This is a genomic window from Vibrio toranzoniae (genome assembly GCF_024347655.1).
Lineage (GTDB): Bacteria > Pseudomonadota > Gammaproteobacteria > Enterobacterales > Vibrionaceae > Vibrio > Vibrio toranzoniae.
In genome coordinates, this window is the sequence record NZ_AP025515.1 from 764,751 (window position 1) to 787,614 (window position 22,864).

Below are 22,864 nucleotides of genomic sequence, written 5' to 3' on the forward strand. Positions count from 1 at the left end.
GGCTACGCTCTGGATTTACGTTCCAGCTCGCAGAAAGGAAAAACCATGTCTCAATATGTTGTATGTGCTCTGTATAAATTCGTTGCACTTGATGATTACCAAGAAATTCGCCAGCCACTAACTGAAGTGCTAGAAGCCAACCAAATCCGCGGTACTTTGCTACTTGCGAGTGAAGGCATCAACGGTACTGTTGCAGGTAAACGCGAATCTATCGACGCTCTTCTTCAATGGTTCAAACAAGATTCTCGTTTGGCTGATGTTGTTTACAAAGAGTCGTTCAACGAAGAACAACCATTCAACCGCACCAAGGTTAAACTTAAGAAAGAAATCGTAACCATGGGCGTTGAAGGCATCGACCCTCGCCATGTTGTCGGCACTTATGTTAAGCCAAACGAATGGAACGACCTCATATCAGATCCAGATGTGATCTTGGTGGATACTCGTAATGATTACGAAGTCGACATCGGCACATTCAAAAACGCCGTAAACCCAAACACAGAAACCTTCCGTGAGTTCCCTCAATACGTTGAAGAAAACCTCGACCCTAAGAAGCACAAAAAAGTTGCGATGTTCTGTACCGGCGGTATTCGTTGTGAAAAATCAACAGCCTACATGAAAGAGCAAGGCTTTGATGAGGTTTACCACCTTGAAGGCGGCATTCTTAAGTACCTAGAAGAAGTGCCAGAAGAAGAGAGCATGTGGGAAGGCGACTGCTACGTATTTGATGGCCGTGTTGCCGTTAACCATCAGCTTGAGAAGAGCGGTTACGATGTATGTAACGCTTGTCGTCTACCAATCACTGACGAAGACAAAGCGTCTGAGCACTTTGAGAAAGGCGTAAGCTGCCCTAAGTGTATTGATAAGCACAGCGACGAGCAGAAAGCGCGTTTCCGTGAACGTGAGAAGCAAGTTCAACTGTCGAATGCTCGTGGCGAAACCCACGTCGGTGGCGAAGCTGCTCACCTTATCGAGCAACGCAAGAAAGCAAAACTCGCACATAAAGAGCAACAACGTTCTGGTAAGAAAACTCAGTAGTTTTTAATACTACTAAAATAATAAAGGGCAGTAACGCATCCAAAATGGAACGTTAATGCCCTTTTTTGATCCTACTCTCGCTTTGTGTTTAGGAACACATTTATCTTCAAAAATAGGCTCTATACTGAAGTTAAGTAGACAAGAGAGGAAGTGCCAATGCTCAATGAAAACCATGCCTTTATCTTAGATTTCCCAGATCTTAAATTAGACATTGTTCAGCTCAACCACGACGATGAAAAATTCAAAGCAGACATGCAGAAATATCACCAACTCGACTACGACATCCGCCAATTAGAAATCTCTGGCAGCCCTATCGATGACGACAGCATGCACAACCTCAAAGTAGAACGCATGGAGCTAAAAGACTCACTTCACAAACAGCTCACTCGACATCACGCGCTTAAAATCGTTTAACCTAATACGCCGCTAATCTATTTTAAGACATTGAAGAACAACGTCGCCAAGTTGTCGATAATAGCGATGATAATTTTGTGGGATTGGCTCTCTACCTAGCTAACCAAGTAAACGGTGACTAAGTAGAGAGCTCAATTACTAACGGTCTGCAGAGATATCCAACTTATCGATCAACGACGGATACCCCCAACCATTTTCGCCCGCCACCACCTGCTCTCCAGTCAAATACTCAAAGAGTGTCGGCGCTAAAGATCCGTTAGCTTCAATTTTCAATGGCTGAGAGTTTTCGCCAATTGGCGCTCCCCAGAATCCTATGAAGGCATCTTTCTCTAAGTAATCCTCTCCAGCATGACGCCCCGGAACTTTGGTGTTATAACCAATTCCAGCTTTCGGGAACAAATTAATCGTGCCAGCCCTATCTTCAAGGTAGATATTGACCAGTTGATTGACAGAGTCAGGTCGAGGAGTCAATTGGGTTAACTCTGTCCACTCCACACTGCTACACCACGTTGTCACATCCGCCTTAACCGCTCGGTTAATACACTTTTCTACCCATTGAGAATACTGTGCAAAATCAGCTTCGCTTGGTGATGCTAGGTATGGATTTAACCTTTGCGTATTAAGCAAAATCGGCGCTCGATTTTCTTCTAGCGACTCATAGAAAAGCTTGTCACCCTCGCGAGTGATCAATTCATCGACCCGTTTTAAATCACGGTTGCCAATCACACGAACAGCGCAGCGTTGTTGATCACATGTGCTTTCTCTCACGACCATATAATCAAGACTTTCAGGCAAGCGTTGCGCTATCTGATTAATGATGTCTATGTTCTGACCAGCTGGCGCTGCAATCGGAGACCACTGCGTGAGTTCTTGGTAAACCGGCTGAACCTGCCACCCTTGAGCCGAATTAAAGAAGTCCATCATGAAGTTACCACCGGCAGTCGAGGCGACCACCACATCCAATTCCTTCGAGCTTGGGTAGCTTAGCGCATTGGTGATTTTAGGCCCTTCACCCTCGTCTGAAGATATCTTCTTAACCACAATTGGATACTCTAGCTCTGCTTGTAAGCCTTCAAATACCTGCTTTTCTGGATTTAGAGCGTAGAACACCGGCGTTAAACCATGATCGCCAGCCATACCCCAAAGGGTTTTATCGTAAACGCCGGCACTGCGGTAGGTCGCTTCAATCTGACGAATCCAATAGTCCAACCGGTTAAGCTCTCCAGTCGGCATCAAAATTTCGTCACTAAAAGGCCCCGTGAAGTGCGCAAAGTGATCCGGCCATGGATTGTAGACCAAGGTATAGTCTGGCATCCCTTTTCCATCCAACTCGGCAAACTGAGTAATCGATTGTTTAACCTGAGCCTTCTTTGAAAGCTTAGTGAAAAAATCAAAGCCCGATATAGACAGGTACGCTTCAATATCTTCAATCAAGGCTTCACGCTTTTCTCGCAGAACGGCTTCAACTTCAGAACGCTCTTCAAGCTCTTTGACGCAGCGTTTCTCACCGTAATCACGTAACGACTCTCCTAAACCTAAGTTCACTAAGCCATCATAAGTCGTGTGCGCATTCCAATCGTACTGGGCGTTGCAGTTCAGCGTTTTGAGATAATCAAGGCGATCAAACATGGTTTGTACCTTATTGTCTGCCATCAATACATCCAACTGCAGCGCATCATTACCGAAGAAGTAATACGCACGGTCGAGCTCTCTATCGACAAAGTGGAAATTAGGGATACCCGTACCACCATTACCAGACACTTTTGCGCCCGTTTTAATGATAGGTAGATTACGTACGCTGATTGTAGGAGTAGAAGAGATACCCACTCGGCTTATATTGTCTCGATGCTCTTGATAGAGTTTTTTGAAGAACGGAAGATAATTCGGATCACGATAGGTTTGTTCAGACAGAACCTCCATGAACCGAACCTGCTGTTGATGTTCAGGCTCGATCACTGTTTCTAGATTAGGTTTGTATTGCGCTCGGTTTTTATGATTCTGATACGCCACCGAGATGAAAGGCGCATTCTCATCGACCAAGCCTTCGATCAACCCTTGCTGTAAACCATCGACCGTCACTTGAACCGCAAAGCGTTTGTTCTGTTGGGATTCTAAGAACTGAATGAGCACATCAGGCTGGTCACTAAATGCTTGCTGCATCCAATCATCGAGCGCTTCTGCGCGTTCTTCTTTAAACACAAATTGTCGGTAAGCTTTAAGCAAGTTTAAGCGCATAAAATCGATAAGAGTGACCGTCAGAGCTTGTACTTTGTTATTCGGCTTATCGGCGTTTTCTGGTTTACCATCTTCTGCAATTGCCAACATTGCAGATTTCATGTCACCGTCATCCATGCCCAATGTCGCTTTACCGATCAAATCAACGATGATCGGTTGAATTTGAGCGATGATCGCCAAATCTTCAGGGCTGTTCGTTAAATAGGTGTAGCTCTCAGGAAGGGTATCCATATCTTGCCAAACACCGATTTCAAATAGCGCATCGTAGATAACAACCATATTGGCAATGAACTGTTCATCAATACGAATCCCTTCATGGTGACCTGTTGCTTCAGTCGAGGTATCTGGCTCTTTATGCTCTGAGACTGGCTCATCACCGACATAATAGAGGCTATGTTCAAAGCCTTTTAAAGCCTCGTTATCATAGACTGTCGACAGATACCCTTTGAATACATCTTCACTACCCAAACCTGAATAGCGGTCGTAGTAACTATAGAGAAAATAACCTAACGGAATTGAGTAAGTCGGGTTGGACAACTGAGCGATCACTCGCGCTTTCGTTTTAGCATCTAAAGGCAGCGCAAGAATGTACGCATCTAATGTTACGCCGCCGATGGTGAAAAGTGCGGCATCGCGAGTGAGTTTGGCGGAGTAATCTAGGCTTGAAAGCACTTGATTCTTCAGTACATCACTGGAACTGAACACCCCACCAATAACAGGCGTTGTCGACATATCGGCAAAACTAGGCGCCGACACTAAGGTCAACGAAAGGCTACTAAACAAACTGGCGTAGCGACGGGCTTGGGAATAGAAACGCATCCAATATCCTTTAGGTCAAATTACCTTCATAAATACAACCTATTGTTTCAGCTCACTTTCATTAGTCAACTACGTTCACTTGTGCATCGTTCACTTATGTATTCGGAGTGAAAGCTTTAGAGTGATAAACGAACCTTTACTTACGTCAAGCAACCTTAAAGTTGCTTGCCACTACCGTCTTCCCATATCACTTCACACTCTTCTTTGATTGCTGCTGTTAATAGTTCAATCAGTGGGAAAGCTCTACTACTTATGTTGACAGGGACTTCGGCACTATTGTCTTCGTTCTCGTGATCGGTATCGTCTTGTTCTGCAGGTTGGTTTTGCTCAGCTTCAATCGCCTTACGTAAGTTGTTCAACGCTTGAGGTACTTCTTCGGCATCAATAGCACCAGGAACCGTTCCGCTATGTCCAAGCATCTTAATAAAATGAAGTGCAACATCACCAAACATAGTGACGCTAGCATGAGCTTTGCAATTAAAGGTAATTAACATAATTAGTCTCTTTGAGTTCTATTGTATACAAACTATGTTGAGTAAATCTTTAGAAAGCAAGCACATAATGATGAAAATAGATTCCATGATTAGACGCTCCAATGTAACTTTACCACTATCCCGTCACATTCAGTGATGCACATCACTGTATAAATCTCACTCAGCTACCTTTAACCTAGAACCTTGATAGTAGTCACACTAAATAGATGACAAAGGTTCCGCGTAGGTTGTTATTTAATCTAGTATTAATGCCATTATCAAATTTTAGTGGCACAAATCACATGAACAGGCTAGTGGGCAGACACATAGAAGAAATGGCGGATATACGATCCACTCGAAAACAAAAAATTGTCTACTCCTTCTCGCTCATTGCCGCAGCTTTGTTCATTTTTTACACTTGGGCTTATCTTCAAGGACAGCATTACACCTTATTAACTTTCGAACTGTGCTTTGCTTTTATCGCAATATCAAATGCAATTTATGTTAGAAAAGCCATTACCCCCCACTATTCTGAATTAATATTAAGTTGTGTACTATTAGTACAAGGCATTATTCTGTTCTTACACAGCCACGCTATCCCAGAACGAATCCTCTGGCTATACCCTATTTTGGCCGCCGTGATTTTCGTCAATGATTTCAGAATTGGAGTCATCTTCAGCACCTCATTTTGTGTCTTTATCAGCATCCTAATTACGGCGCTACCTAGCAATTTTTCTTTACCATTCAACAGTATCCATCGCTTTATTCTCAGCTTATTGATGATGAGCTTGGTATGCCATACGTCAGCTTATTACTACACAAAAGCGGTAAGTTATATTCAGCGCCTGTATAAAGAAGGTATTGAAGACTTAGCCTACAGGGACCAACTCACAGGGTTAGCGAACCGTTGGAGCTTCGAAAGGTGGGCAACTGAAAAGCTTGCGACCGTTGATAGTGAGCGATCACTTACTGCATTGGTTTTTTTAGATATTGATGACTTTAAAAATATTAACGATAGTTATGGGCACGATGTTGGCGACAGTGTCTTACAGCATTTTGCCAATCGCTTAAGCAATAATATTCGAACCAGAGATCGAAAACGTCATGAATACGATTATTCAATTGCACGCTTTGCTGGGGACGAGTTTGTTCTGATGCTCTACGATATTCCCAACCGCAAAGATTTAGACGGTATTTTAAATAGGATTTGTGGATTATTCGAAAGCGGATGCCAAACTAACGAGAGGATCAAAGAGCTGACACTCAGCGTTGGCGTATCACTTTACCCGCAGGATGCTAAAGAGTTGCATGAGTTAACAAGATGCGCCGATAAAGCCATGTATGTTGCGAAACATTCAGGAAAAAACCGATACGCTTATTATCACGACAACCCGACATCGACCTTAATAGAAGAGTTACCGACGAACCTAACCAGCTCAGAACCTGATTCCTCTGAACTTGAAGATTGTCTTGAAGCGAAGGTTGAAGGGAACAATGTTACGCAATTAAAAACTCGTCAACGCTAGCTAGCCCTGTAAGTTAGCCGCTATATAAATACCTTTTTAGCCCGCCATATACATCAGCCAAAGGCTGACTAACCCGATGATGATAATCCATACCACTTGTCGTGCTCGGTTTGGGTTATTGCCTTTAGGTCTTACTACCGTTTTAAGAACAGTTTGTTTAGCCGACTGAATAAACGGAGCTTCAATCTCACGCTTTTTCACGCGACGTTTAACCGCGCTGTTCGCAACTTCTGTAAAACGCTGACTTTGCTCTGTTGTAAAGTCGTTATCAAAGCCCACCCGACCATTCTTTTCGCCATGTTTTTGCTGTACTGCCATAGCGGCCTCCTTGGCGGTCTATTCTACATTCAATTATAGACATAATTTTATATTGTTACCTGTTCAATATTTTCGAATAAGTCACTCAACGCTGTGCCATCTTCTTTTTCAATCAAATTACCTAAACTACAATTATTCAGTTTATGAGGGTTTCAAAAATGACGAGTGTAAGAGCAGTCGATCATGTGATCTCAGCACATGCCACTTCCGATGGTGATGGAGTCAAAATCCAAAGACTCGCTGGTTTTAACAACGCGAGCTTTTCTCCATTTTTGATGATTGATGAACTTAAATCAGATGAAAGCAAAGACTATATTGGCGGCTTTCCTCCTCACCCTCACCGTGGGATAGAAACGCTCACCTACATGCTCAAAGGTCACTTTCAACACAAAGACCATATGGGAAACATTGGAGAACTTCGCAGTGGTGGCGCACAGTGGATGGCCGCGGGCCGTGGTGTGATTCACAGCGAAATGCCGATAATGGAAGAAGGCGCACTGCATGGTTTTCAAATTTGGATAAACCAACCTTCAACACACAAAATGCAGCCAGCGCAATATCATGATTTCCAAAGTGGAAGTATTACAGAGTATCTAAATGAACAAAGCGGTTTGTTACGAGTAATAGCCGGTGGGTTTGAGTTACATAACCAAGCTGACTCAGAAATTTTGCGAGCACAAGGTCCACTACAAAAGACAGGTGTGCCATTAAGTGTTGCGGATTGGCGAGCGAATTCAGGGCAAAAAGTGACGTTAGGGACTTTAGTTGCTCATAATGCCATGACTTATGTGTACCGAGGCACGATTCAGATCGGCGACAAAGTCATCAACCAAGGTCAACTGGCCCTGTTAACAAAAGCTGAATTGTTGTCTTTAGAAAGCCTGGAAGATTCAGGTGTGCTGATTTTTTCTGGTCAACCGATTAATGAACCGGTTGTGCATTATGGTCCATTTGTCATGAACTCGATGGCAGAGATTGAACAGACTATTCAGGACTACAACAACGGAGTATTTGAAACTTATTAGTGCTCTGGTTTTAAGCATTAAACGTTGACGAAAGTATTGAAGAGATTTTGTAACGAACAACGATTTGGTCATCCATTTGATGACTGTAAAAACAAGTGACACTATCCACTGCCGGTTACTATCACTTATTTAACCACGCTCTTGGAGCGTGGTTTTTTCTTACAAGTCAAAGACTAACTCGAAGGATATTACAAGTACTCACACAGGTAAGCGGTCGCTTCTTTTACTTGTAGATCGAAAGAAGAATCACCCACAACGTCAAAAGATTCACCAGATTGATATGTTGTCCAGTCATCATCGCCAACACGCTTTACAATCAAAGCACCTTTAACAACGGTCATCTTTTCAGGAGCCGCAGTACCGAACGTATATTCACCAGCCGCCATCACACCAACACTCACATCAGCACCAGATTGGTTAAACGCTAACGACTTAACGCCACCTTCAAAGTATGTGTTTTCTTTAATCATTGTACTTCCTTGTTATCTCAAAATTGCAATTATTGGGCTCAACGAATAAGCCTATGCGTAAATCTAGGTGATCATTGTTTTAACCAATTCGAGACTGTCCTACAAGAAATAAATACGCATAGCTTAGTCATTTCTGGAATTCGATTTTATTGGTAGCATAAATACTGAAGTAAAGATTAAAAACCGCCAGCGCAACCAAATTTGTTGGAACATTCGATCCTGCTTCTAACTCTTACAACAATTTTTGCAAACTAAGGTTTTAGTAAATAGAATCTAAAACAATATCCGTCGAAAAATGAAGAGATAATGGCAAAAAAGCTAACTAAAAGCAGAGATCTACTTGCCAACTTGTTACTCTACGGCTTCCTATTCGCTGGCTTTATGATTGCCCTCAGCGCTGGTTATTTAGCTTACCAAACCCACCAACAATCTGTCAGCCCAAGTAATGTCTATGGCACATGGATAGAGATTGCTGCTCCACCTTACAATACCGATATCCTTACGCTTTCTGATAAGGGTGTAATGATGAACCATCGCCTCATCAGTACTGCATTTGATTTTGATGGTCAGATTGTCACCATCAACACTGGTTCTGGAAAAACAGTTTACACCATCAGTGGCACTTACGATTCGCCTCGTTTAAAGCGATTGGTTCCTAGCACCCCTTCTCAGCAGTTCATTAAAGAAGGCTATGAAGATACTGCAATCGGTGATACTCATAGTATCATGCAACAACGACGTGCTTCATTAGCTGAACAATTCAAAAGGTAACCCTACGCAAGATCTCCCTCCGGCCTGCTTGTTTACCAACACCCTTAGCTTTGTGATACCGCTTCAATTCACGGTTTTTCTTATAGTTTGTCACAAATTTTTATAACTTCATGTCGTGTAATTTCACTTATGAGATCTTCTTAATGAACATTGTTTTGTTTTATAAAACATGGACTCAGCCTCTCATTCACTAAGCAACAGATTTGTAACAACGTACAATTTTTTAGTTGTCCATCGAAAATAGATTTATTTTCAGTTCTGAAATTAAAACTCTCTCGAATACTGACAGGGAAGCTCCTTCAAAACTGACTGGAGCCGTTTATGGGGCCATTTGGTTCCGTAACCTTCAAGGAATGAGAGAAAAAGTATGATTCGTATAAATACCTGTGCTGCGAGCATTGCTCTAGCGCTATCTGGTACAGCATTAGCTGCTCCAACAGCACCTAGCATCGACATGTACGGTTCCAACAACCTGCAGTTTTCTAAAATTGAACTCGCGATGGAAACCACATCAGGCTACAACCAGATGGTTAAATATCACGACAAAGCGAAGGTCGACGTTAAATTCAACCAATGGAGCGGGACATCAGGAAACACTTACAACATCTACTTTGATGGCGTTAAAGTTGCGACAGGCCCAATCACTGGCAGCCAAACCACAGCTTCATTCGAATACGGTCAGGGGGGCTTATTCGAGATGGAAATAGAAGCGTGTGACGAAACAGGCTGTAGCAAGAGTGCACCTGCGCAGATCACCATCGCCGATACCGATGGCGCGCACTTAGCGCCACTTGCGATGAATGTGGATCCAAACAACAAGTCATACAACACCGATCCCAACACAGTAGTAGGTACTTACTTTGTGGAGTGGGGTATTTATGGTCGTGACTACACAATAGACAACCTGCCCGCAGACAACTTAACCCATATACTTTATGGCTTCATCCCAATTTGTGGCCCTAACGAATCAGTAAAATCGGTAGGCGGAAACAGCTACAACGCACTCATGACAGCATGTCAGGGCGTTAACGATTACGAAGTGGTGATTCATGACCCTTGGGCAGCTTTCCAAAAAAGTTTCCCTCAAGCAGGTCACGAATACAGCTCTCCTATCAAGGGTAACTACGCGATGATGATGGCGCTAAAGCAGCGCAATCCAGATTTAAAAATCATTCCATCAATTGGCGGTTGGACACTGTCTGACCCATTCTTTGATTTCACAACTAAGGCAAACCGTGACACCTTCGTAGCGTCTGTTAAGAAATTCCTTAACACATGGAAATTCTACGACGGTGTGGATATCGACTGGGAATTCCCTGGTGGAGGCGGCGCGGCGCCCGAACTTGGTGACCCTGTGAACGATGGCCCAGCTTACATTGCCCTGATGGCAGAGCTACGCGTGATGCTAGATGAGCTAGAAGCTGAAAACGGTCGTACTTACGAACTCACTTCGGCGATTGGCGTCGGTCACGATAAGATTGAAGATGTGGACTACGGCGATGCTATCCAATACATGGATTACATCTTCGCAATGACTTACGACTTCTACGGCGGTTGGAACAACGTGTTGGGTCACCAAACGGCGTTGAACTGCGGTAACTTCATGCGCCCAGGTCAATGTGATGGCTCAGGGCTTGATGAAAATGGCGAACCATACACAGGCCCAGCTTACACCACTGACAACGGCATCCAGCTGCTTCTTGAGCAAGGTGTCCCAGCCAACAAACTCGTGGTGGGGACTGCGATGTATGGTCGTGGTTGGGAAGGCGTATTACCATCATCACTTTCCGATCCTAGCGACCCGATGACAGGGGTTGGTAACGGCAAACTGAAAGGCAGCTCTGCACAAGGCGTCTGGGAAGATGGTGTTATCGACTACAAAGGCATTAAAGCGAACATGCTTGGTGCGAACAACCAAGGCATCAATGGCTTCGAATACGGCTACGACGAAATGGCAGAAGCGCCTTACGTTTGGAATCGCACTTCAGGTCAGTTGATCACATTTGATGATGACCGCTCGGTAAAAGCAAAAGGCGCGTACGTTCGTAGCCTTGGTCTTGCGGGTTTATTCTCTTGGGAAATTGATGCGGATAACGGCGACATCCTGAACGCAATGCATGAAGGTCTTGCGGGCGGTACAACAGATCCTGTAAACCGCAAACCAACGGCAGCCGCTGGTGCAGACCAATCGGTTGAAGGCCCAGCTTCTGTTTCTCTAGATGGCAGCGCTTCAAAAGACAGCGACGGTACGATTGCGAGCTACGTTTGGTCACAAGTGAGCGGAACCGCAGTAACACTGGCTAATGGCAATGCCGCAGTTGCAAGCTTCGATGTTGTTGAAGTTACTCAACAAGAGACGCTAACATTCAACCTAACCGTAACAGACAACGAAGGCGCAACGTCAACAGACACGGTTGTTGTAACGGTAAACCCTAAAGAAACAGGCCCAGTCAACACCGCTCCGGTAGCAGTGGTTACAGCTCCGTCTGAAGTCAATGCGGGTGATGTGGTAGTGGTAGATGCGTCAGCGTCTAGCGATGCAGACCAAGATACATTGGCCTTCACGTGGGATGTACCAGCAGGTATCAACGCAACAGTACAAGGCGCTTTGGTAAGCTTTGTCGCGGCTGAATACACGCAAGATACGACGCTGAACTTCTCTGTAACGGTGAGTGATGGTACAGATACATCGGTAGCGGCTACTTCAGTAAAAGTTCTTAAGAAAACGACAGGCGGCGGTACGTGTACTAACGCTTGGGATTCAAGTGCGGTCTACACTGGCGGCGACCAAGTGACTCAAGGCGGTAAGGTTTGGGAAGCAAAATGGTGGACGACAGGTGAAGATCCAACCACAGCAGGTCAATGGGGCGTGTGGAAAGAGATCGGCCCAGCTAGCTGTGCCAACTAAAAAATAGAATTTAGTTCAACATCAGTTGAACACCTAACAGCAAAGGCCAACCAGAGAATATCTGGTTGGCCTTTTTATGATTTGTTTTCTTAGTTGGCGCTCTGCTTACTCACGCTCGTTAAGCTTAGCCAATCAAGTTATCAAAGCTCTCGAATACTTGTGGGCATTTCATCACTCGACCGTGCCCTTGGCCTTGAGTCGCAATCAAGGTAATACAATCCATTTCATTAGCCGCACGCTGAGACACATCAAACTTCGAAAACTTGTCTTTCTCATCATGTACAATGATTGTCTGAGATTGACGAAGTGCTAGCTTCCCATAAGGGTCGACTGACTGAAGTGGATAGTTAAACTGCTCTTCCACTTCTCCCACGACTGCCTCAAACAGCTTCATTGAGTAACCAGAACGAGCCACACTCTCAAATAAGTTTTCTAGATAATTCAACACAGGTGCAATCAACAACAACGGCTGGTTTTCTAATTTCACGTGCCTGCATTCCAACGCAGAAGCAGTGCCCATACTGTGACCGACCAAACCTGCTACCTCACCCACCGAATCGAGAATAGTTTCAAGACCGTTCACAAACGCAGGAATATGACCATGAACACCATCGCTGCCACCATGAGCAGGATGATCATAAGCCAACGCCGTAAAACCTTTAGCGGCGATATGCTCCATCAGAGGAAAGAACTGACTCGCCGTGCCAGACCAACCGTGGGTAAGTACCCAAACTGGACCCGTGCCCAAAGAGTAGGTTTTTAAAACGCCATCTCGACCTTTGATTTCACTTTTGATGAGCCCTTGCGGATCGGCGTTTTTTTGCTCGGTACGCATTGGTGTGAGCAGCAGTTTACGCGCTGTTTTCTTCGCATGGTTTGGCGCAAGAATATAATGCAGGTTGGTTGTTGCACCAATCAGGCTGCGCTTGAAGCTGAATTTATTCGATGTATTAAAATAGATTTTGTCACTCATGACCGTTCCTTGTATCGCCATATCATTGGCGTATCGAGCTCGGCCCTAAAAATCGAACGACCGTGCTATTTGTTGATATAAAAAATGGGGCAAAGCTATGTTTAGCTGCTTGCCGCCACTTCTCTTAAAATTGTTAGACCTTACATCAGCAAAGTTCACATGCTTTGCAAACTCTATGTTTTGCGAACTAAGTGTTTTGCAAGCTACGTGGTTTACGAACTAAGTGACTTACGAGTTAAACCGCTTTCCAGCTGGCGACTAAGCGTTCTACACCACTCCAAAAATGCGTGTGGCTCGCTTGCTGCCCTCGTAAGGAGTAAAACAAGTTCGCACTCAAATAGAGCCCATATAACTCAAAAGTGGCTTGTTTAGGGTCTAAATCAGCCCTGAATTGTTTGCTCTCAACCGCTTTGGCTACTTGAATCGTCAAGTAATCAATCCACACTGAAATGGTTTTCTGCAACGCCTTCTGAATCACAGAGGTTTCGCTGCCCGCATCTTTCCATGCATCAATAAACATGCAGCTACCTTGAAACGAATGATTCCAACCCAGCCAATTGTCGAGCAACTGCTTTAGTTTCGCTTCAATATCGCCATCCCCGAGCTCTCGCGCAGGAATGATGACTTTTTCAGTGAATATGGCGTTGGAATATTCGAGTACAGAGAGCTGCAGGTTCTCTTTAGAGTTGAAGTGCGCGAACAAGCCACTCTTAGACATGCCACATTGCTTGGCTAGCTCGCCAATCGTTAAACTCTCAAGCCCGTTTTCACTCGCAAGCGCGAACGCATGGCTCAAAATATACTCTTTGGTTATCTTTCCCTTGCTCATTATTCACCAACGATAAATCTGATACGTTATTTTTAGCACGTTCGTTCTTTTTTGCAATTTTTATTTGCAAAACACTTATTTTGTTTTCTCTGATGTCAGAAACTGTGGAAAAATGCGACAGTATTCAAAGGAAATTGAAATCAACTAACAAAGGAAGAAGAATGAACACACTTTGGGAACAGTTTGCGTTTTCGGCGTCGGTAACAGGCCCTATCTGTTTAATGCTGTTTCTTGGTGTGATGCTCAAGCGAATTGGCTTAATCAATGACAACTTCATTGATGTCGCATCCAAGGTAGTTTTTCAAGTCACTCTACCCGCGATGTTATTTCTCAGCATTGTTCAGTCTCACCACGATTTTGCCGCAAGTGGAAAGCTCGTCATTTTTGGCTTGTTAGCCAACCTTACCTTCTTCGTGTTCACCACTGTCAGCACTAAAATTACTTTTAAAAAGCCTCAAGACCAAGGTGTCATAGTACAAGGTGGCTTTCGCGCCAATACCGCTATTATCGGGCTTGCTTATGTTGCCAATATATACGGCAATGATGGTGTCGCGCTCGCAGCTCTTTATGTCGCCTCCTTGACGGTTCTCTATAATATTCAGGCTGTTATTGCGCTTACTCCAAAGGGGCAAGAATCAGGTGACAAAGCCATTCAAGTCATCGTTAAAACACTTACCAAAAACCCGCTTATTATCTCGATCGTCTTAGGTGTATTGTTCTACTTATTGTCGATTCCAGTACCAAAAATGGTAACAGATGCAGGGCAGTATTTTGCTAATATGACGTTACCGTTAGCCCTTTTGTGCACGGGAGGGTCGCTTGATATACGTTCTCTAAAAAAAGATAAGGGCCCGACTTGGTTCTCTACCGGATACAAACTGGTTTTGGCTCCGCTACTGATTACGCTAGCTGCCCTGTTCTTCGGTTTTAGAGGGTTAGATCTTGGTCTTATCTTCTTGATGAGCGCCGCACCGACCGCTGCTGCGAGCTATGTTATGGCACGTGCGATGGGTGGGAATTCAACATTGGCTGCCAATATTATCGCTCTAACGACTGTCGTTTCTCTTATCACTTGCACGCTTGGTATATTCGCACTCACTGCAATGAATTTAATATAGCTGCGACAGGCTTCAAAGAATCAATACAAGCCTTAAAATAAAGGTCGTAACCCTTGATTTAGCGCTAACGGGTTCAATAAAAAGGCTGTTAGATTCTACGAAAATTTTCTTAGAGATCTGATATGTCTTCCGTTCAACATACGCCTTCACAACGCATCGCCAGTATTGAGTTGGGTCGAGTGATTGCTATCTTGGCGATCATTGGCTTACACGGCCAAATGGCACTGACTTATTGGCAAATCGATGAAGTGCCATGGATTGGTTATGTGCTTAACCAAGCCGCTCGCTTCGCCGTGCCTCTTTTCTTCCTTATCTCAGGGTATCTGATTCAACCTAAACTCACAGCATCGCCTTGGACAACCTTCATCAACTACTCCAAACCACTACTCAAGGTTTGGCTAGTATGGAGCGTCATTTGCCTAGTCATGCCATTCAATCTCGCTAAGGTTGAAGAGTTAGGTTACTTAGGCGAACGCCAAGGCTACTGGGGCTTTTTAATGAACACCCCGCTCAACTCTTTCTTAGAGGGTGGGTTGGTGCATTTATGGTTTATTCCTGCTTTGGTGTGTGCGGTTTTGATCATCGCCTTAATGGTTGAGATGAAACTCGACAAACTGTTATTGCCAACGGCTGTTCTGCTTTACGTGTATGGTGTGTTAGCGGGCAGCTATGCGAGCTTAACCGACCTCAGCGCGCCGTTTTTCACGCGTAACGGTCCGTTCTTTAGCACGTTAATGGTGACTTTAGGTTTCCTCATTCGCCATCATCAGTGGAAAATATCATCAACTAAAGCGTTGGGATTATTAACGTTAGGTATGTTGATTCACTTTGCTGAGGCGGCATGGCTAACCACGTTCGACGTTGGATTCAACATGCATGATTTCTTGTTTGGTACGGCACTATGGGGAATGGGCATGTTTATGTGGCTTTTGGCTAATCCAAACATCGGCGACTATACGTGGGTTCGCGCGATCTCAAACCGTATGCTGGGTATCTATGTAAGCCATCTACTGATCATTATCTTACTGTTCAATGTTTGTGGAATATTAGGTATCACGGGATTAGCCAAAGATAGCCTCGTATTCTTCGGTACCTTTATGCTTAGTTTTATGCTGGTCGTTGGTATCGAACAAACACCACTAAAACGATGGCTATTACGTTAATGCTTGTTTTCACGTCAATTCAAATGGCAGCTTCGAGGCTGAGGTTAAGCTAAAGCAAATCATTATCTAAGCTAAGATAGGCACCAAGACGTTCAGTATCAAGCCTGCGAGGACAATCGCCCAAGCAGGAGGAAGGCGCAATGCCATAATGCTCCCTAGAACATTTTATCAAAAGGTAGGTAAACTAAGTTTAGGACAATCAAAGAAATCATGCAGATAAGCGTTAGCACCATCCCCACTTTTCGACCTTTCAAGTTCTTCGTCAAAATCCCTTTTGCATGAATCACTCGCCCTAATAAAAACGCGACGCCAAGCACATGAATAAACCATACACTGGCACCATTCATCTCTAGGAAGCCCATCAAGATTACCGTAATTGGAATGTAATCCATTGCGTTACTTTGTGCTGAACGTACTACCTGCAACGACTCAACACCGCCATCAGCATGAGCGATAAGATTAATACGCCTTTGCTTAATAACTTCGATCGCCAGCCATATCATTAATACTGTTAGCAAAGCTGCGTAAAGTGCTGTAATCATCATCTATCCCTATAAATTGGAGTTTATTAGGCGTGTTTTACCCATAGATTCACTGCTGAGGTAAACACGTCGTGGTATTTATGCCCTAACACCTGTGAGAGATATCTTACATAGAAGTAAGATATCACAACTAAGCTTCGCAGAAGTTTCCTAAAAAACAACCCCAACTCCTTGTTTTGTATGAGTCGACGCATATTTCTTTCAGTTAACGTCTTCATTTACTTCTTCAACTCAATTGCGAACAAAGCCTCAAGAGTGTTTAATGTACGTGTCGACAGGGAGTTGGCAGGAACAGGAAAAAGCCTAACGGATTAGGTATCTTCAGGATGAAGATTTGATGACTTAGGATGAGTTATCAGCAAGGAAGTTATACTCTAGGATAGAGTCACTTGTCGGGATGATGAGTTAGCAAGGACACCGCTAGGAAGGCGATGAATTGGATAGGTTAAAGGATTTAACCAGATCAAGGAACGATGCAGGGAGCATTGGTTACCTATTGAAAGATAAGTAACGCGCAGTAGCAGGATGGCTACAAAAAGAATAGACCCCGTTTGGTGAAAGCCAAACGGGGTTTCCTTTTTGTTACGTCTAAAAAGATTTAGAAATCACGTTACAAAATAATGTTCATCAAGAACATTGCACCAAAAGCATTCAATACCGAAATCGCGATCATCACTGGAATGTAACGACCTTCAGTACCAATTGGTCCCATGATACGGCCCATGTACTGCACCTGAGAGCCCATCAAGTAGATAGCAGGCGCCAAAATAGCGATATGGTTGCCGTTCAAGATACCTTGGTCAAACAGCGTGATAACCACACCAACAGCGCCGCCCATCGACATCCACGCGCCAATCAGTACCGCTGCCGCTTCGCCAGGTAAACCAAATACCGCCATGATAGGCGCAAACACAGTGCCCATCAGATCCAGTGCACCTGTGATTTGTAATGCCTTGATGATGACGAATGCCATTAGAACATTCGGTACCGTAGAAGTAGTGGCAATTACCCAGCCTTTCTTAGCGCCTTCAACGAAAATATCAGTAACCATTGGTTTCTTTGCTTTAACTTCACTCATTATGCTACTTCCTCTTCCAGTTTTTGTTCTTTGTCTGATTTTGGTTTGTCTTCTTTGCCTTCAGTAATGTTGAGATAAATTCGGAATAGGTTCGCACCAACAAACTTAAAGATAAATATCACGACAACAGCTAAACCAATTGATGACGTGACAGCAAGAGAGCCGTCCATTGCCGTCAACGTGAACAGCACTGCACCTGAAGAGAAAAAGTTAACGATCGCCGCACCCGCCGTAAACTGGAACATGGTGAACACATCGGTTTCACGCTTAGTCAGATGCCCTTCGTCTTTCAGCTGCCTCGTCATCGCAGCACCAGCATCGGTACTTTGCAGCGAAGCAATCAGTGCCAAGCCTGAGTTGCCCGGAATTCCCATTAGAGGGCGAAGCAGAGGTGTCAATAGTTTGCGAGCCGCATCCAGTGCACCATAGTGCTCAAGTACGTTGATCATACCCAGTGCAAACATCACGGTCGGAATAAGTGTCAAAGCAAAAATAAAACCGTCACGAGCACCATTTCCGCCTTTGCCTCGCAGTGACGTCGTTGCCGCTTGAATACCATCAGCCGATTCACTCACATCGTAAGCGACCTTACCGAATGAACCGTTGAGCGTTGTAAAATCGAACACCCCATACCATTCATTTGACTGCATGAATCCAGAAAAGAACACAATCGCAAAAGCGAGTGCGATGTAACTACCAACCGTAGTTGGACGATGGTTTTGTGTTGGATTAGTCATAGGAACCTCTATATGCCTTCGTTTATGTGGAACAAAACACATATAGATAGTGCAAGTTAATGATCCGACGATTAATGACCAAAATCAAACAGCATATAAATTCACCCCAAATGCCCATAGCGAAACATAAAACTGTGATTTAAATTTAAAGCCAGATTCAAAAACTAAAATAAATAAATAACTCAACATAAAAAACCAAGATAAAACCACACCAATAACCTAGCTGTACATAAATAACGAAGCCCTATCGATAGCTTAGCTAAGGCAATCTTTTAATCATAATCTATTGAATTATTAAGATATCTATCACACCCCACGAACTTATTTAGGTCTACGCTTTTACGCGTGTTAATAACTCATTAACTTCGGAGCGTAATCCATGCTAGGTATCCAGCTTTCAGTTGTTCTCTCTTTTTTGTTTTTTTCTACTGTGGCAGGCGCTGCTACTGCTCAGTTAGGAGAACCTCTCAAGCTCACCAGCTCATTTGTTGGTTACCTATCCCTGACCATTTTCGTTGTCGCCTACATCGTTGTGATGATGGAAGAGTATTTAAAACTGCGGAAATCGAAACCCGTTTTACTTGCTGCTGGTCTCATCTGGATCATCATTGGCTTCACCTACCAAGAACACAACCTCACCGAGGTGGCTAAACAAGCACTCGAACATAACTTACTCGAATACGCCGAATTACTGCTTTTCCTGTTGGTCGCGATGACGTACATCAGCGCAATGGAAGAAAGAAGGCTGTTTGATGCACTTCAGGCATGGATGGTAGGTAAAGGCTTTAACTTCCGCTCTCTATTTTGGTTAACCGGTATTCTGGCCTTCTTTATCTCCCCGATTGCCGACAACCTCACCACCGCTTTATTAATGTGTGCCGTCGTTCTAAAGGTTGCAGGGTCAAATCCAAAATTCGTTAACCTTGCCTGTGTGAATATCGTGATAGCAGCCAATGCTGGCGGCGCATTCAGTCCGTTTGGGGATATTACAACGCTGATGGTATGGCAGGCAGGCTACGTGAGTTTTAGCGAGTTTGTTCCCCTATTTATTCCTTCAGTCATGAACTATGTTGTTCCAGCCTTGATCATGTCTTACTTTGTTCCGACATCTCAGCCCGATACCGTGCACCAACATATCGAGTTAAAACGCGGGGCGAGAAGGATCGTATTTTTGTTCATCATGACGATTGCCACAGCTGTCGCTTTCCACGCCGTGATTCACTTTCCTCCTGTCATGGGTATGATGATGGGCCTCGCCTATCTTCAGTTCTTTGGTTATTACTTGCGTAAAACCTTACCCAACTCACTCGCCCAGAAAAAAGCGATGGCGATTGCCAACAACGACGAAGGCGCACTCAAGCGATTAGGCTCAGTCGTACCATTTGATGTATTTAGAAGAGTATCTCATGCCGAGTGGGACACATTATTGTTCTTCTACGGCGTCGTAATGTGTGTCGGTGGTTTAAGTCTGCTTGGGTATTTGGAACTTGCTTCTGGAGTAATGTACAGCCAATGGGATCCAATTTGGGCCAATATCATGGTGGGGATCTTGTCCGCGATTGTCGACAACATTCCGGTTATGTTTGCGGTATTATCAATGGAGCCTCAAATGTCGATAGGTAACTGGTTATTGATTACCTTAACGGCAGGAGTTGGCGGTAGTTTATTGTCGATTGGTAGCGCGGCGGGCGTGGCATTGATGGGGGCGGCACACGGAAAATATACCTTCTTTGGTCATTTGAAGTGGATGCCAGTGATCATGATTGGCTACGTGGTCAGTATTGCTGCTCATTTGTGGTTAAATGGTGGCCTTTTCTAATTCAATGAACCTTTCTTCGGCTTCTCAACTCGTGTCCAGACATTGCTTAACTGCATTGCTGGGCACATATTGCAGGTAAGTACTTCACCTTGATGCTGAACTCGCATCACCAAGTCTGAATCAGTTCGGCTGCTTCCAGAGTTTAATTCAATGATGATCAAATCATCGTCGACGCTATAACTGCGGGTAACCGTATTATCCGTGGTTTGATAGGTCACTTTCCCCGACTCAAAAAGCAGATAGCTGCCGCTGTCAGCATTTTCATACATACCTGTGAACAAAACCAACTGTGGTACTTCGAAAGGGCGAGTGGTATCCGTTAAGCAACCTGTCAGTAATAACACGCTACTGCAGCTGAACATAAGTGATTGATAGCGATTCATTTGGGCATCCTTGCCTAAAACACATGATAAAAGGATATGCAACCAAACAAGCATTTTCCAGAAGACGACGATTTTATTGCGAAGTTACACTTAAATACCCCTTGTTCTGCTGCTTTGATTGACAGGGTTTCGTCAACAAAAATCCCTATAGAAGAATTCTCTAATCTTCTTCCCTTCCTTCAATCACCAACAAGCGCTGTTTGCGTTCCACACCGCCCGCATAACCTGTCAGCTTACCATTTTTGCCAATCACTCGATGACACGGCACAATCACTGACACTGGATTTTTGCCATTCGCCAAACCAACCGCACGCACCGCTTTTGGGTTACCAATCGCGTCAGCCAATTGGGCATAACTCCATGTTTCTCCATAAGGGATTGTCGTGAGCGCTTGCCAAACCGATTGCTGGAACGGAGTTCCCTTCGCGGCAATCGGCACATCAAACTGAATGACCTCACCAGCAAAATAGCGATTAAGTTGCTCAGCAACCAATTCGAAGATCGGAAAGCTATCATCTTGAATGCCCAACTGATCTGGCTTTGTGGTATGGATTTCAAACCAAGCGCCAAGCAAACCTTGCTCATTAGCCTGCAAAGTAATGATGCCTAACGGGCTCTCATAATAAGTAAAACGATTAGCCATGATATCTCCTAGCTTAGTATTCCGATTAAGATTGATTCCAACAATGGAATGTGGCGTAACTGCCCCATGGCGACACGCTTTGTGCATTAATGGCAGGACGATTCTCGATGAATTTCCTGACCACCAAATCGCCGACTAGCAAATGGTTTGGTTCACTTAAGCCTCGAAGCAACGCATATTGAATCGTCCAAGGTCCAATGCCTTTTAGGTCAATCCACTTCGAAGGATGCTCGGCTTCGTTGTCGACCATGTATTCGGCAAAACGCTTTAGGGTTTCCTTGCGGCTTCCCGGCATTCTTAAGAAACTCACATCTGCATCGGCTATCTGTTTCGGTGTTGGGAAGTAAAGTTTCTTATCTGTATCAGAAAGCTCACGAACCAATAAATTTAGCTGACCAATCGCTGCGGTGACCGACACTTGTTGCCCAAGAATAGCTCTGACTCCTGCCTCCCAAGTACTCCATACTCCAGGGATACGAATACCACTTTTAGCGACTAGATTAGGGTCGATAGTGGTAAAGAATGCTTCGACCTTTGCAATGTCGACATCTAAGTCAAACATGCGTCGTATATTGGCGATCAAGCTTCTTAGTTGATTGATATCGTCCAACTCAAACTCAATATCCAAGCGGCTCTCTGTCACTAACGTGGCCTTGAACCAGCCCCTCGAACCGTTCACATCCACCGTGCGCTGGTAATAGTCCTCGCCCACTTCTTCTAAGCCTTCAATCATTCGTCGTCGATAAAAAGCCAACAAATGATTCCAGTCCAGCGGGCCGTGAAAACTTAACTGGATATGATTACTTAGGCTGTTATTTGGCTTGGCTCTTCGGATTTGACTTGGCGAAAGCTTCAGCTCTTTAAGAAAGGCATCATTGAAGCGGCGCGTGCTATTAAAACCACTCGCAAAGCCGACATCGGTAATGCTCATGCTGCTGGTATGCAGTAACTGCTTGGCAAACATCAATTGGCTATAAAGGCTATATTGCTTCGGTGACACCCCGATGTAATTGTCAAATAGGGTTCGTAGATAACGATCTGAAATACCCAATCGAGTAGCAAGGTCGACAATCGAGCCTGAATTCAGTGCGCCGTTATCAATTAATTGCATAGCTCGTAGAAAGGTGGTCTCAACTCCTTTCCATGCTGGAGAGAAAGGCGCGCTGTCTGGGCGACAACGTAAGCAAGGGCGATACCCCGCCTTCAAAGCCTGAGCTTGATGAGAAAAGTATTCGACATTTTCTTCTTTGGGTGGGCTTGCAGGGCAAATAGGTCGACAAAAAATACCCGTGGTTTTCACCGCAGTAAAAAACATCCCATCAAAACGAGCGTCTCGTGCATAACGAGCTAAATGGCATTGCTCACTCGTTAATGTGCTGTTGTGATGAATAGTTTTCGACATGTCGTATTTTCCCGTTAATCATAACCTTCATTCTGATTACTAAAAGTTTACCGTTAACTTACATTGTCGCTAGCCATTTTCGGAAGCTAAGGTCAGATAAATCACAAAAAAAGTTTTAATTTTATTCAATTAGACTAAATTTAACCTAGAGAAGGTATTCTTCTCACAACGTCAACGATAAGT

The 22,864-nt window shown here is 44.3% G+C and carries 21 protein-coding genes; 9 read left to right on the forward strand and 12 right to left on the reverse strand.

What is annotated here, in order from left to right:
- Positions 1 to 45 precede the first annotated feature (45 nt).
- Together trhO and OCU50_RS17830 are read left to right on the forward strand one after the other, a co-directional pair.
- Positions 46 to 1,035 (forward strand): oxygen-dependent tRNA uridine(34) hydroxylase TrhO, encoded by a 990-nt coding sequence (trhO, locus tag OCU50_RS17825; protein ID WP_060469050.1) that lies wholly within the window; start codon positions 46 to 48, stop codon positions 1,033 to 1,035.
- 156 nt (positions 1,036 to 1,191) lie between these two features.
- Positions 1,192 to 1,449: an HP1242/YdcH family protein gene (locus OCU50_RS17830; RefSeq protein WP_009846137.1), complete on the forward strand. Its 258-nt coding sequence runs from the start codon at positions 1,192 to 1,194 to the stop codon at positions 1,447 to 1,449.
- Between the two features lie 138 nt (positions 1,450 to 1,587).
- On the opposite strand, the gene OCU50_RS17835 is transcribed toward OCU50_RS17830, so the two are convergent.
- Complete coding sequence (locus OCU50_RS17835; RefSeq protein WP_060469051.1) at positions 1,588 to 4,503, reverse strand: alkaline phosphatase family protein; 2,916 nt, start codon at positions 4,501 to 4,503, stop codon at positions 1,588 to 1,590.
- A gap of 155 nt (positions 4,504 to 4,658) precedes the next feature.
- Positions 4,659 to 4,997 (reverse strand): DUF1840 domain-containing protein, encoded by a 339-nt coding sequence (locus tag OCU50_RS17840; protein WP_060469052.1) that lies wholly within the window; start codon positions 4,995 to 4,997, stop codon positions 4,659 to 4,661.
- 314 nt (positions 4,998 to 5,311) lie between these two features.
- Here OCU50_RS17840 and OCU50_RS17845 point away from each other — a divergent pair, with 314 nt between their 5' ends.
- Complete coding sequence (locus OCU50_RS17845; protein WP_065311176.1) at positions 5,312 to 6,502, forward strand: GGDEF domain-containing protein; 1,191 nt, start codon at positions 5,312 to 5,314, stop codon at positions 6,500 to 6,502.
- Between the two features lie 36 nt (positions 6,503 to 6,538).
- Here the strand turns inward: OCU50_RS17845 and OCU50_RS17850 are convergent, their stop codons facing one another.
- On the reverse strand, positions 6,539 to 6,820 hold the full coding sequence (locus OCU50_RS17850) for a hypothetical protein (RefSeq protein WP_060469053.1): 282 nt from the start codon (positions 6,818 to 6,820) through the stop codon (positions 6,539 to 6,541).
- Between the two features lie 158 nt (positions 6,821 to 6,978).
- On the opposite strand from OCU50_RS17850, the gene OCU50_RS17855 reads away from it, so the two are divergent.
- Positions 6,979 to 7,845: a pirin family protein gene (locus OCU50_RS17855; protein ID WP_060469054.1), complete on the forward strand. Its 867-nt coding sequence runs from the start codon at positions 6,979 to 6,981 to the stop codon at positions 7,843 to 7,845.
- 188 nt (positions 7,846 to 8,033) lie between these two features.
- Here the strand turns inward: OCU50_RS17855 and ppnP are convergent, their stop codons facing one another.
- Positions 8,034 to 8,315 (reverse strand): pyrimidine/purine nucleoside phosphorylase, encoded by a 282-nt coding sequence (ppnP, locus tag OCU50_RS17860; RefSeq protein WP_017632387.1) that lies wholly within the window; start codon positions 8,313 to 8,315, stop codon positions 8,034 to 8,036.
- 306 nt (positions 8,316 to 8,621) lie between these two features.
- Here ppnP and OCU50_RS17865 point away from each other — a divergent pair, with 306 nt between their 5' ends.
- Complete coding sequence (locus OCU50_RS17865) at positions 8,622 to 9,086, forward strand: DUF2850 domain-containing protein (protein WP_060469055.1); 465 nt, start codon at positions 8,622 to 8,624, stop codon at positions 9,084 to 9,086.
- 367 nt (positions 9,087 to 9,453) lie between these two features.
- On the forward strand, positions 9,454 to 11,994 hold the full coding sequence (locus OCU50_RS17870; protein WP_060469056.1) for a glycosyl hydrolase family 18 protein: 2,541 nt from the start codon (positions 9,454 to 9,456) through the stop codon (positions 11,992 to 11,994).
- A gap of 124 nt (positions 11,995 to 12,118) precedes the next feature.
- Here OCU50_RS17870 and OCU50_RS17875 read toward each other — a convergent pair whose 3' ends face one another.
- Together OCU50_RS17875 and OCU50_RS17880 are read right to left on the reverse strand one after the other, a co-directional pair.
- On the reverse strand, positions 12,119 to 12,967 hold the full coding sequence (locus OCU50_RS17875) for an alpha/beta fold hydrolase (protein WP_060469057.1): 849 nt from the start codon (positions 12,965 to 12,967) through the stop codon (positions 12,119 to 12,121).
- Positions 12,968 to 13,202: 235 nt separating this feature from the next.
- Positions 13,203 to 13,796 carry a TetR/AcrR family transcriptional regulator gene (locus OCU50_RS17880; protein ID WP_060469058.1) on the reverse strand — a complete coding sequence of 198 codons (594 nt, stop codon included), beginning with the start codon at positions 13,794 to 13,796 and terminating at the stop codon, positions 13,203 to 13,205.
- Positions 13,797 to 13,957: 161 nt separating this feature from the next.
- On the opposite strand from OCU50_RS17880, the gene OCU50_RS17885 reads away from it, so the two are divergent.
- Positions 13,958 to 14,914 (forward strand): AEC family transporter, encoded by a 957-nt coding sequence (locus OCU50_RS17885; protein WP_060469059.1) that lies wholly within the window; start codon positions 13,958 to 13,960, stop codon positions 14,912 to 14,914.
- A gap of 122 nt (positions 14,915 to 15,036) precedes the next feature.
- Complete coding sequence (locus OCU50_RS17890) at positions 15,037 to 16,077, forward strand: acyltransferase (RefSeq protein ID WP_060469060.1); 1,041 nt, start codon at positions 15,037 to 15,039, stop codon at positions 16,075 to 16,077.
- 155 nt (positions 16,078 to 16,232) lie between these two features.
- Here OCU50_RS17890 and OCU50_RS17895 read toward each other — a convergent pair whose 3' ends face one another.
- The 3 genes from OCU50_RS17895 to OCU50_RS17905 all read right to left on the reverse strand — a co-directional run bounded on the left by OCU50_RS17895 (position 16,233) and on the right by OCU50_RS17905 (position 18,434).
- A complete protein-coding gene (locus OCU50_RS17895; RefSeq protein WP_060469061.1) occupies positions 16,233 to 16,619 on the reverse strand; it encodes an MAPEG family protein in 387 nt (128 codons plus the stop codon).
- Positions 16,620 to 17,229: 610 nt separating this feature from the next.
- A complete protein-coding gene (locus tag OCU50_RS17900; RefSeq protein ID WP_017057609.1) occupies positions 17,230 to 17,697 on the reverse strand; it encodes a YjiG family protein in 468 nt (155 codons plus the stop codon).
- Positions 17,697 to 18,434: a nucleoside recognition domain-containing protein gene (locus tag OCU50_RS17905; protein WP_060469062.1), complete on the reverse strand. Its 738-nt coding sequence runs from the start codon at positions 18,432 to 18,434 to the stop codon at positions 17,697 to 17,699. The genes OCU50_RS17900 and OCU50_RS17905 overlap by 1 nt, the downstream gene beginning before the upstream one ends.
- 379 nt (positions 18,435 to 18,813) lie before the next feature.
- Here OCU50_RS17905 and nhaD point away from each other — a divergent pair, with 379 nt between their 5' ends.
- Positions 18,814 to 20,253 (forward strand): sodium:proton antiporter NhaD, encoded by a 1,440-nt coding sequence (gene nhaD, locus OCU50_RS17910; RefSeq protein WP_060469063.1) that lies wholly within the window; start codon positions 18,814 to 18,816, stop codon positions 20,251 to 20,253.
- On the opposite strand, the gene OCU50_RS17915 is transcribed toward nhaD, so the two are convergent.
- The 3 genes from OCU50_RS17915 to OCU50_RS17925 form a co-directional block, all read right to left on the reverse strand.
- On the reverse strand, positions 20,250 to 20,636 hold the full coding sequence (locus OCU50_RS17915; RefSeq protein ID WP_060469064.1) for a hypothetical protein: 387 nt from the start codon (positions 20,634 to 20,636) through the stop codon (positions 20,250 to 20,252). The two genes, nhaD and OCU50_RS17915, sit on opposite strands and share 4 nt — an antisense overlap.
- A gap of 160 nt (positions 20,637 to 20,796) precedes the next feature.
- Entirely contained in the window at positions 20,797 to 21,279 is a 483-nt protein-coding gene (locus OCU50_RS17920) for a methylated-DNA--[protein]-cysteine S-methyltransferase (protein WP_060469065.1), read from the reverse strand.
- A 25-nt stretch (positions 21,280 to 21,304) separates the two neighbouring features.
- Positions 21,305 to 22,681, reverse strand: coding sequence for an AlkA N-terminal domain-containing protein (locus OCU50_RS17925; RefSeq protein ID WP_060469066.1), 1,377 nt, complete (start codon positions 22,679 to 22,681; stop codon positions 21,305 to 21,307).
- Positions 22,682 to 22,864: the final 183 nt, after the last annotated feature.

What these genes read in the sequence shown, in the direction of transcription:
- trhO (WP_060469050.1), top strand. Translation starts at nt 46, where the DNA reads ATGTCTCAATATGTTGTATGTGCTCTGTATAAATTCGTTGCACTTGAT.
- OCU50_RS17830 (WP_009846137.1), top strand. Translation starts at nt 1,192, where the DNA reads ATGCTCAATGAAAACCATGCCTTTATCTTAGATTTCCCAGATCTTAAA.
- OCU50_RS17835 (WP_060469051.1), bottom strand. Translation starts at nt 4,503, where the DNA reads ATGCGTTTCTATTCCCAAGCCCGTCGCTACGCCAGTTTGTTTAGTAGC.
- OCU50_RS17840 (WP_060469052.1), bottom strand. Translation starts at nt 4,997, where the DNA reads ATGTTAATTACCTTTAATTGCAAAGCTCATGCTAGCGTCACTATGTTT.
- OCU50_RS17845 (WP_065311176.1), top strand. Translation starts at nt 5,312, where the DNA reads ATGGCGGATATACGATCCACTCGAAAACAAAAAATTGTCTACTCCTTC.
- OCU50_RS17850 (WP_060469053.1), bottom strand. Translation starts at nt 6,820, where the DNA reads ATGGCAGTACAGCAAAAACATGGCGAAAAGAATGGTCGGGTGGGCTTT.
- OCU50_RS17855 (WP_060469054.1), top strand. Translation starts at nt 6,979, where the DNA reads ATGACGAGTGTAAGAGCAGTCGATCATGTGATCTCAGCACATGCCACT.
- ppnP (WP_017632387.1), bottom strand. Translation starts at nt 8,315, where the DNA reads ATGATTAAAGAAAACACATACTTTGAAGGTGGCGTTAAGTCGTTAGCG.
- OCU50_RS17865 (WP_060469055.1), top strand. Translation starts at nt 8,622, where the DNA reads ATGGCAAAAAAGCTAACTAAAAGCAGAGATCTACTTGCCAACTTGTTA.
- OCU50_RS17870 (WP_060469056.1), top strand. Translation starts at nt 9,454, where the DNA reads ATGATTCGTATAAATACCTGTGCTGCGAGCATTGCTCTAGCGCTATCT.
- OCU50_RS17875 (WP_060469057.1), bottom strand. Translation starts at nt 12,967, where the DNA reads ATGAGTGACAAAATCTATTTTAATACATCGAATAAATTCAGCTTCAAG.
- OCU50_RS17880 (WP_060469058.1), bottom strand. Translation starts at nt 13,796, where the DNA reads ATGAGCAAGGGAAAGATAACCAAAGAGTATATTTTGAGCCATGCGTTC.
- OCU50_RS17885 (WP_060469059.1), top strand. Translation starts at nt 13,958, where the DNA reads ATGAACACACTTTGGGAACAGTTTGCGTTTTCGGCGTCGGTAACAGGC.
- OCU50_RS17890 (WP_060469060.1), top strand. Translation starts at nt 15,037, where the DNA reads ATGTCTTCCGTTCAACATACGCCTTCACAACGCATCGCCAGTATTGAG.
- OCU50_RS17895 (WP_060469061.1), bottom strand. Translation starts at nt 16,619, where the DNA reads ATGATTACAGCACTTTACGCAGCTTTGCTAACAGTATTAATGATATGG.
- OCU50_RS17900 (WP_017057609.1), bottom strand. Translation starts at nt 17,697, where the DNA reads ATGAGTGAAGTTAAAGCAAAGAAACCAATGGTTACTGATATTTTCGTT.
- OCU50_RS17905 (WP_060469062.1), bottom strand. Translation starts at nt 18,434, where the DNA reads ATGACTAATCCAACACAAAACCATCGTCCAACTACGGTTGGTAGTTAC.
- nhaD (WP_060469063.1), top strand. Translation starts at nt 18,814, where the DNA reads ATGCTAGGTATCCAGCTTTCAGTTGTTCTCTCTTTTTTGTTTTTTTCT.
- OCU50_RS17915 (WP_060469064.1), bottom strand. Translation starts at nt 20,636, where the DNA reads ATGAATCGCTATCAATCACTTATGTTCAGCTGCAGTAGCGTGTTATTA.
- OCU50_RS17920 (WP_060469065.1), bottom strand. Translation starts at nt 21,279, where the DNA reads ATGGCTAATCGTTTTACTTATTATGAGAGCCCGTTAGGCATCATTACT.
- OCU50_RS17925 (WP_060469066.1), bottom strand. Translation starts at nt 22,681, where the DNA reads ATGTCGAAAACTATTCATCACAACAGCACATTAACGAGTGAGCAATGC.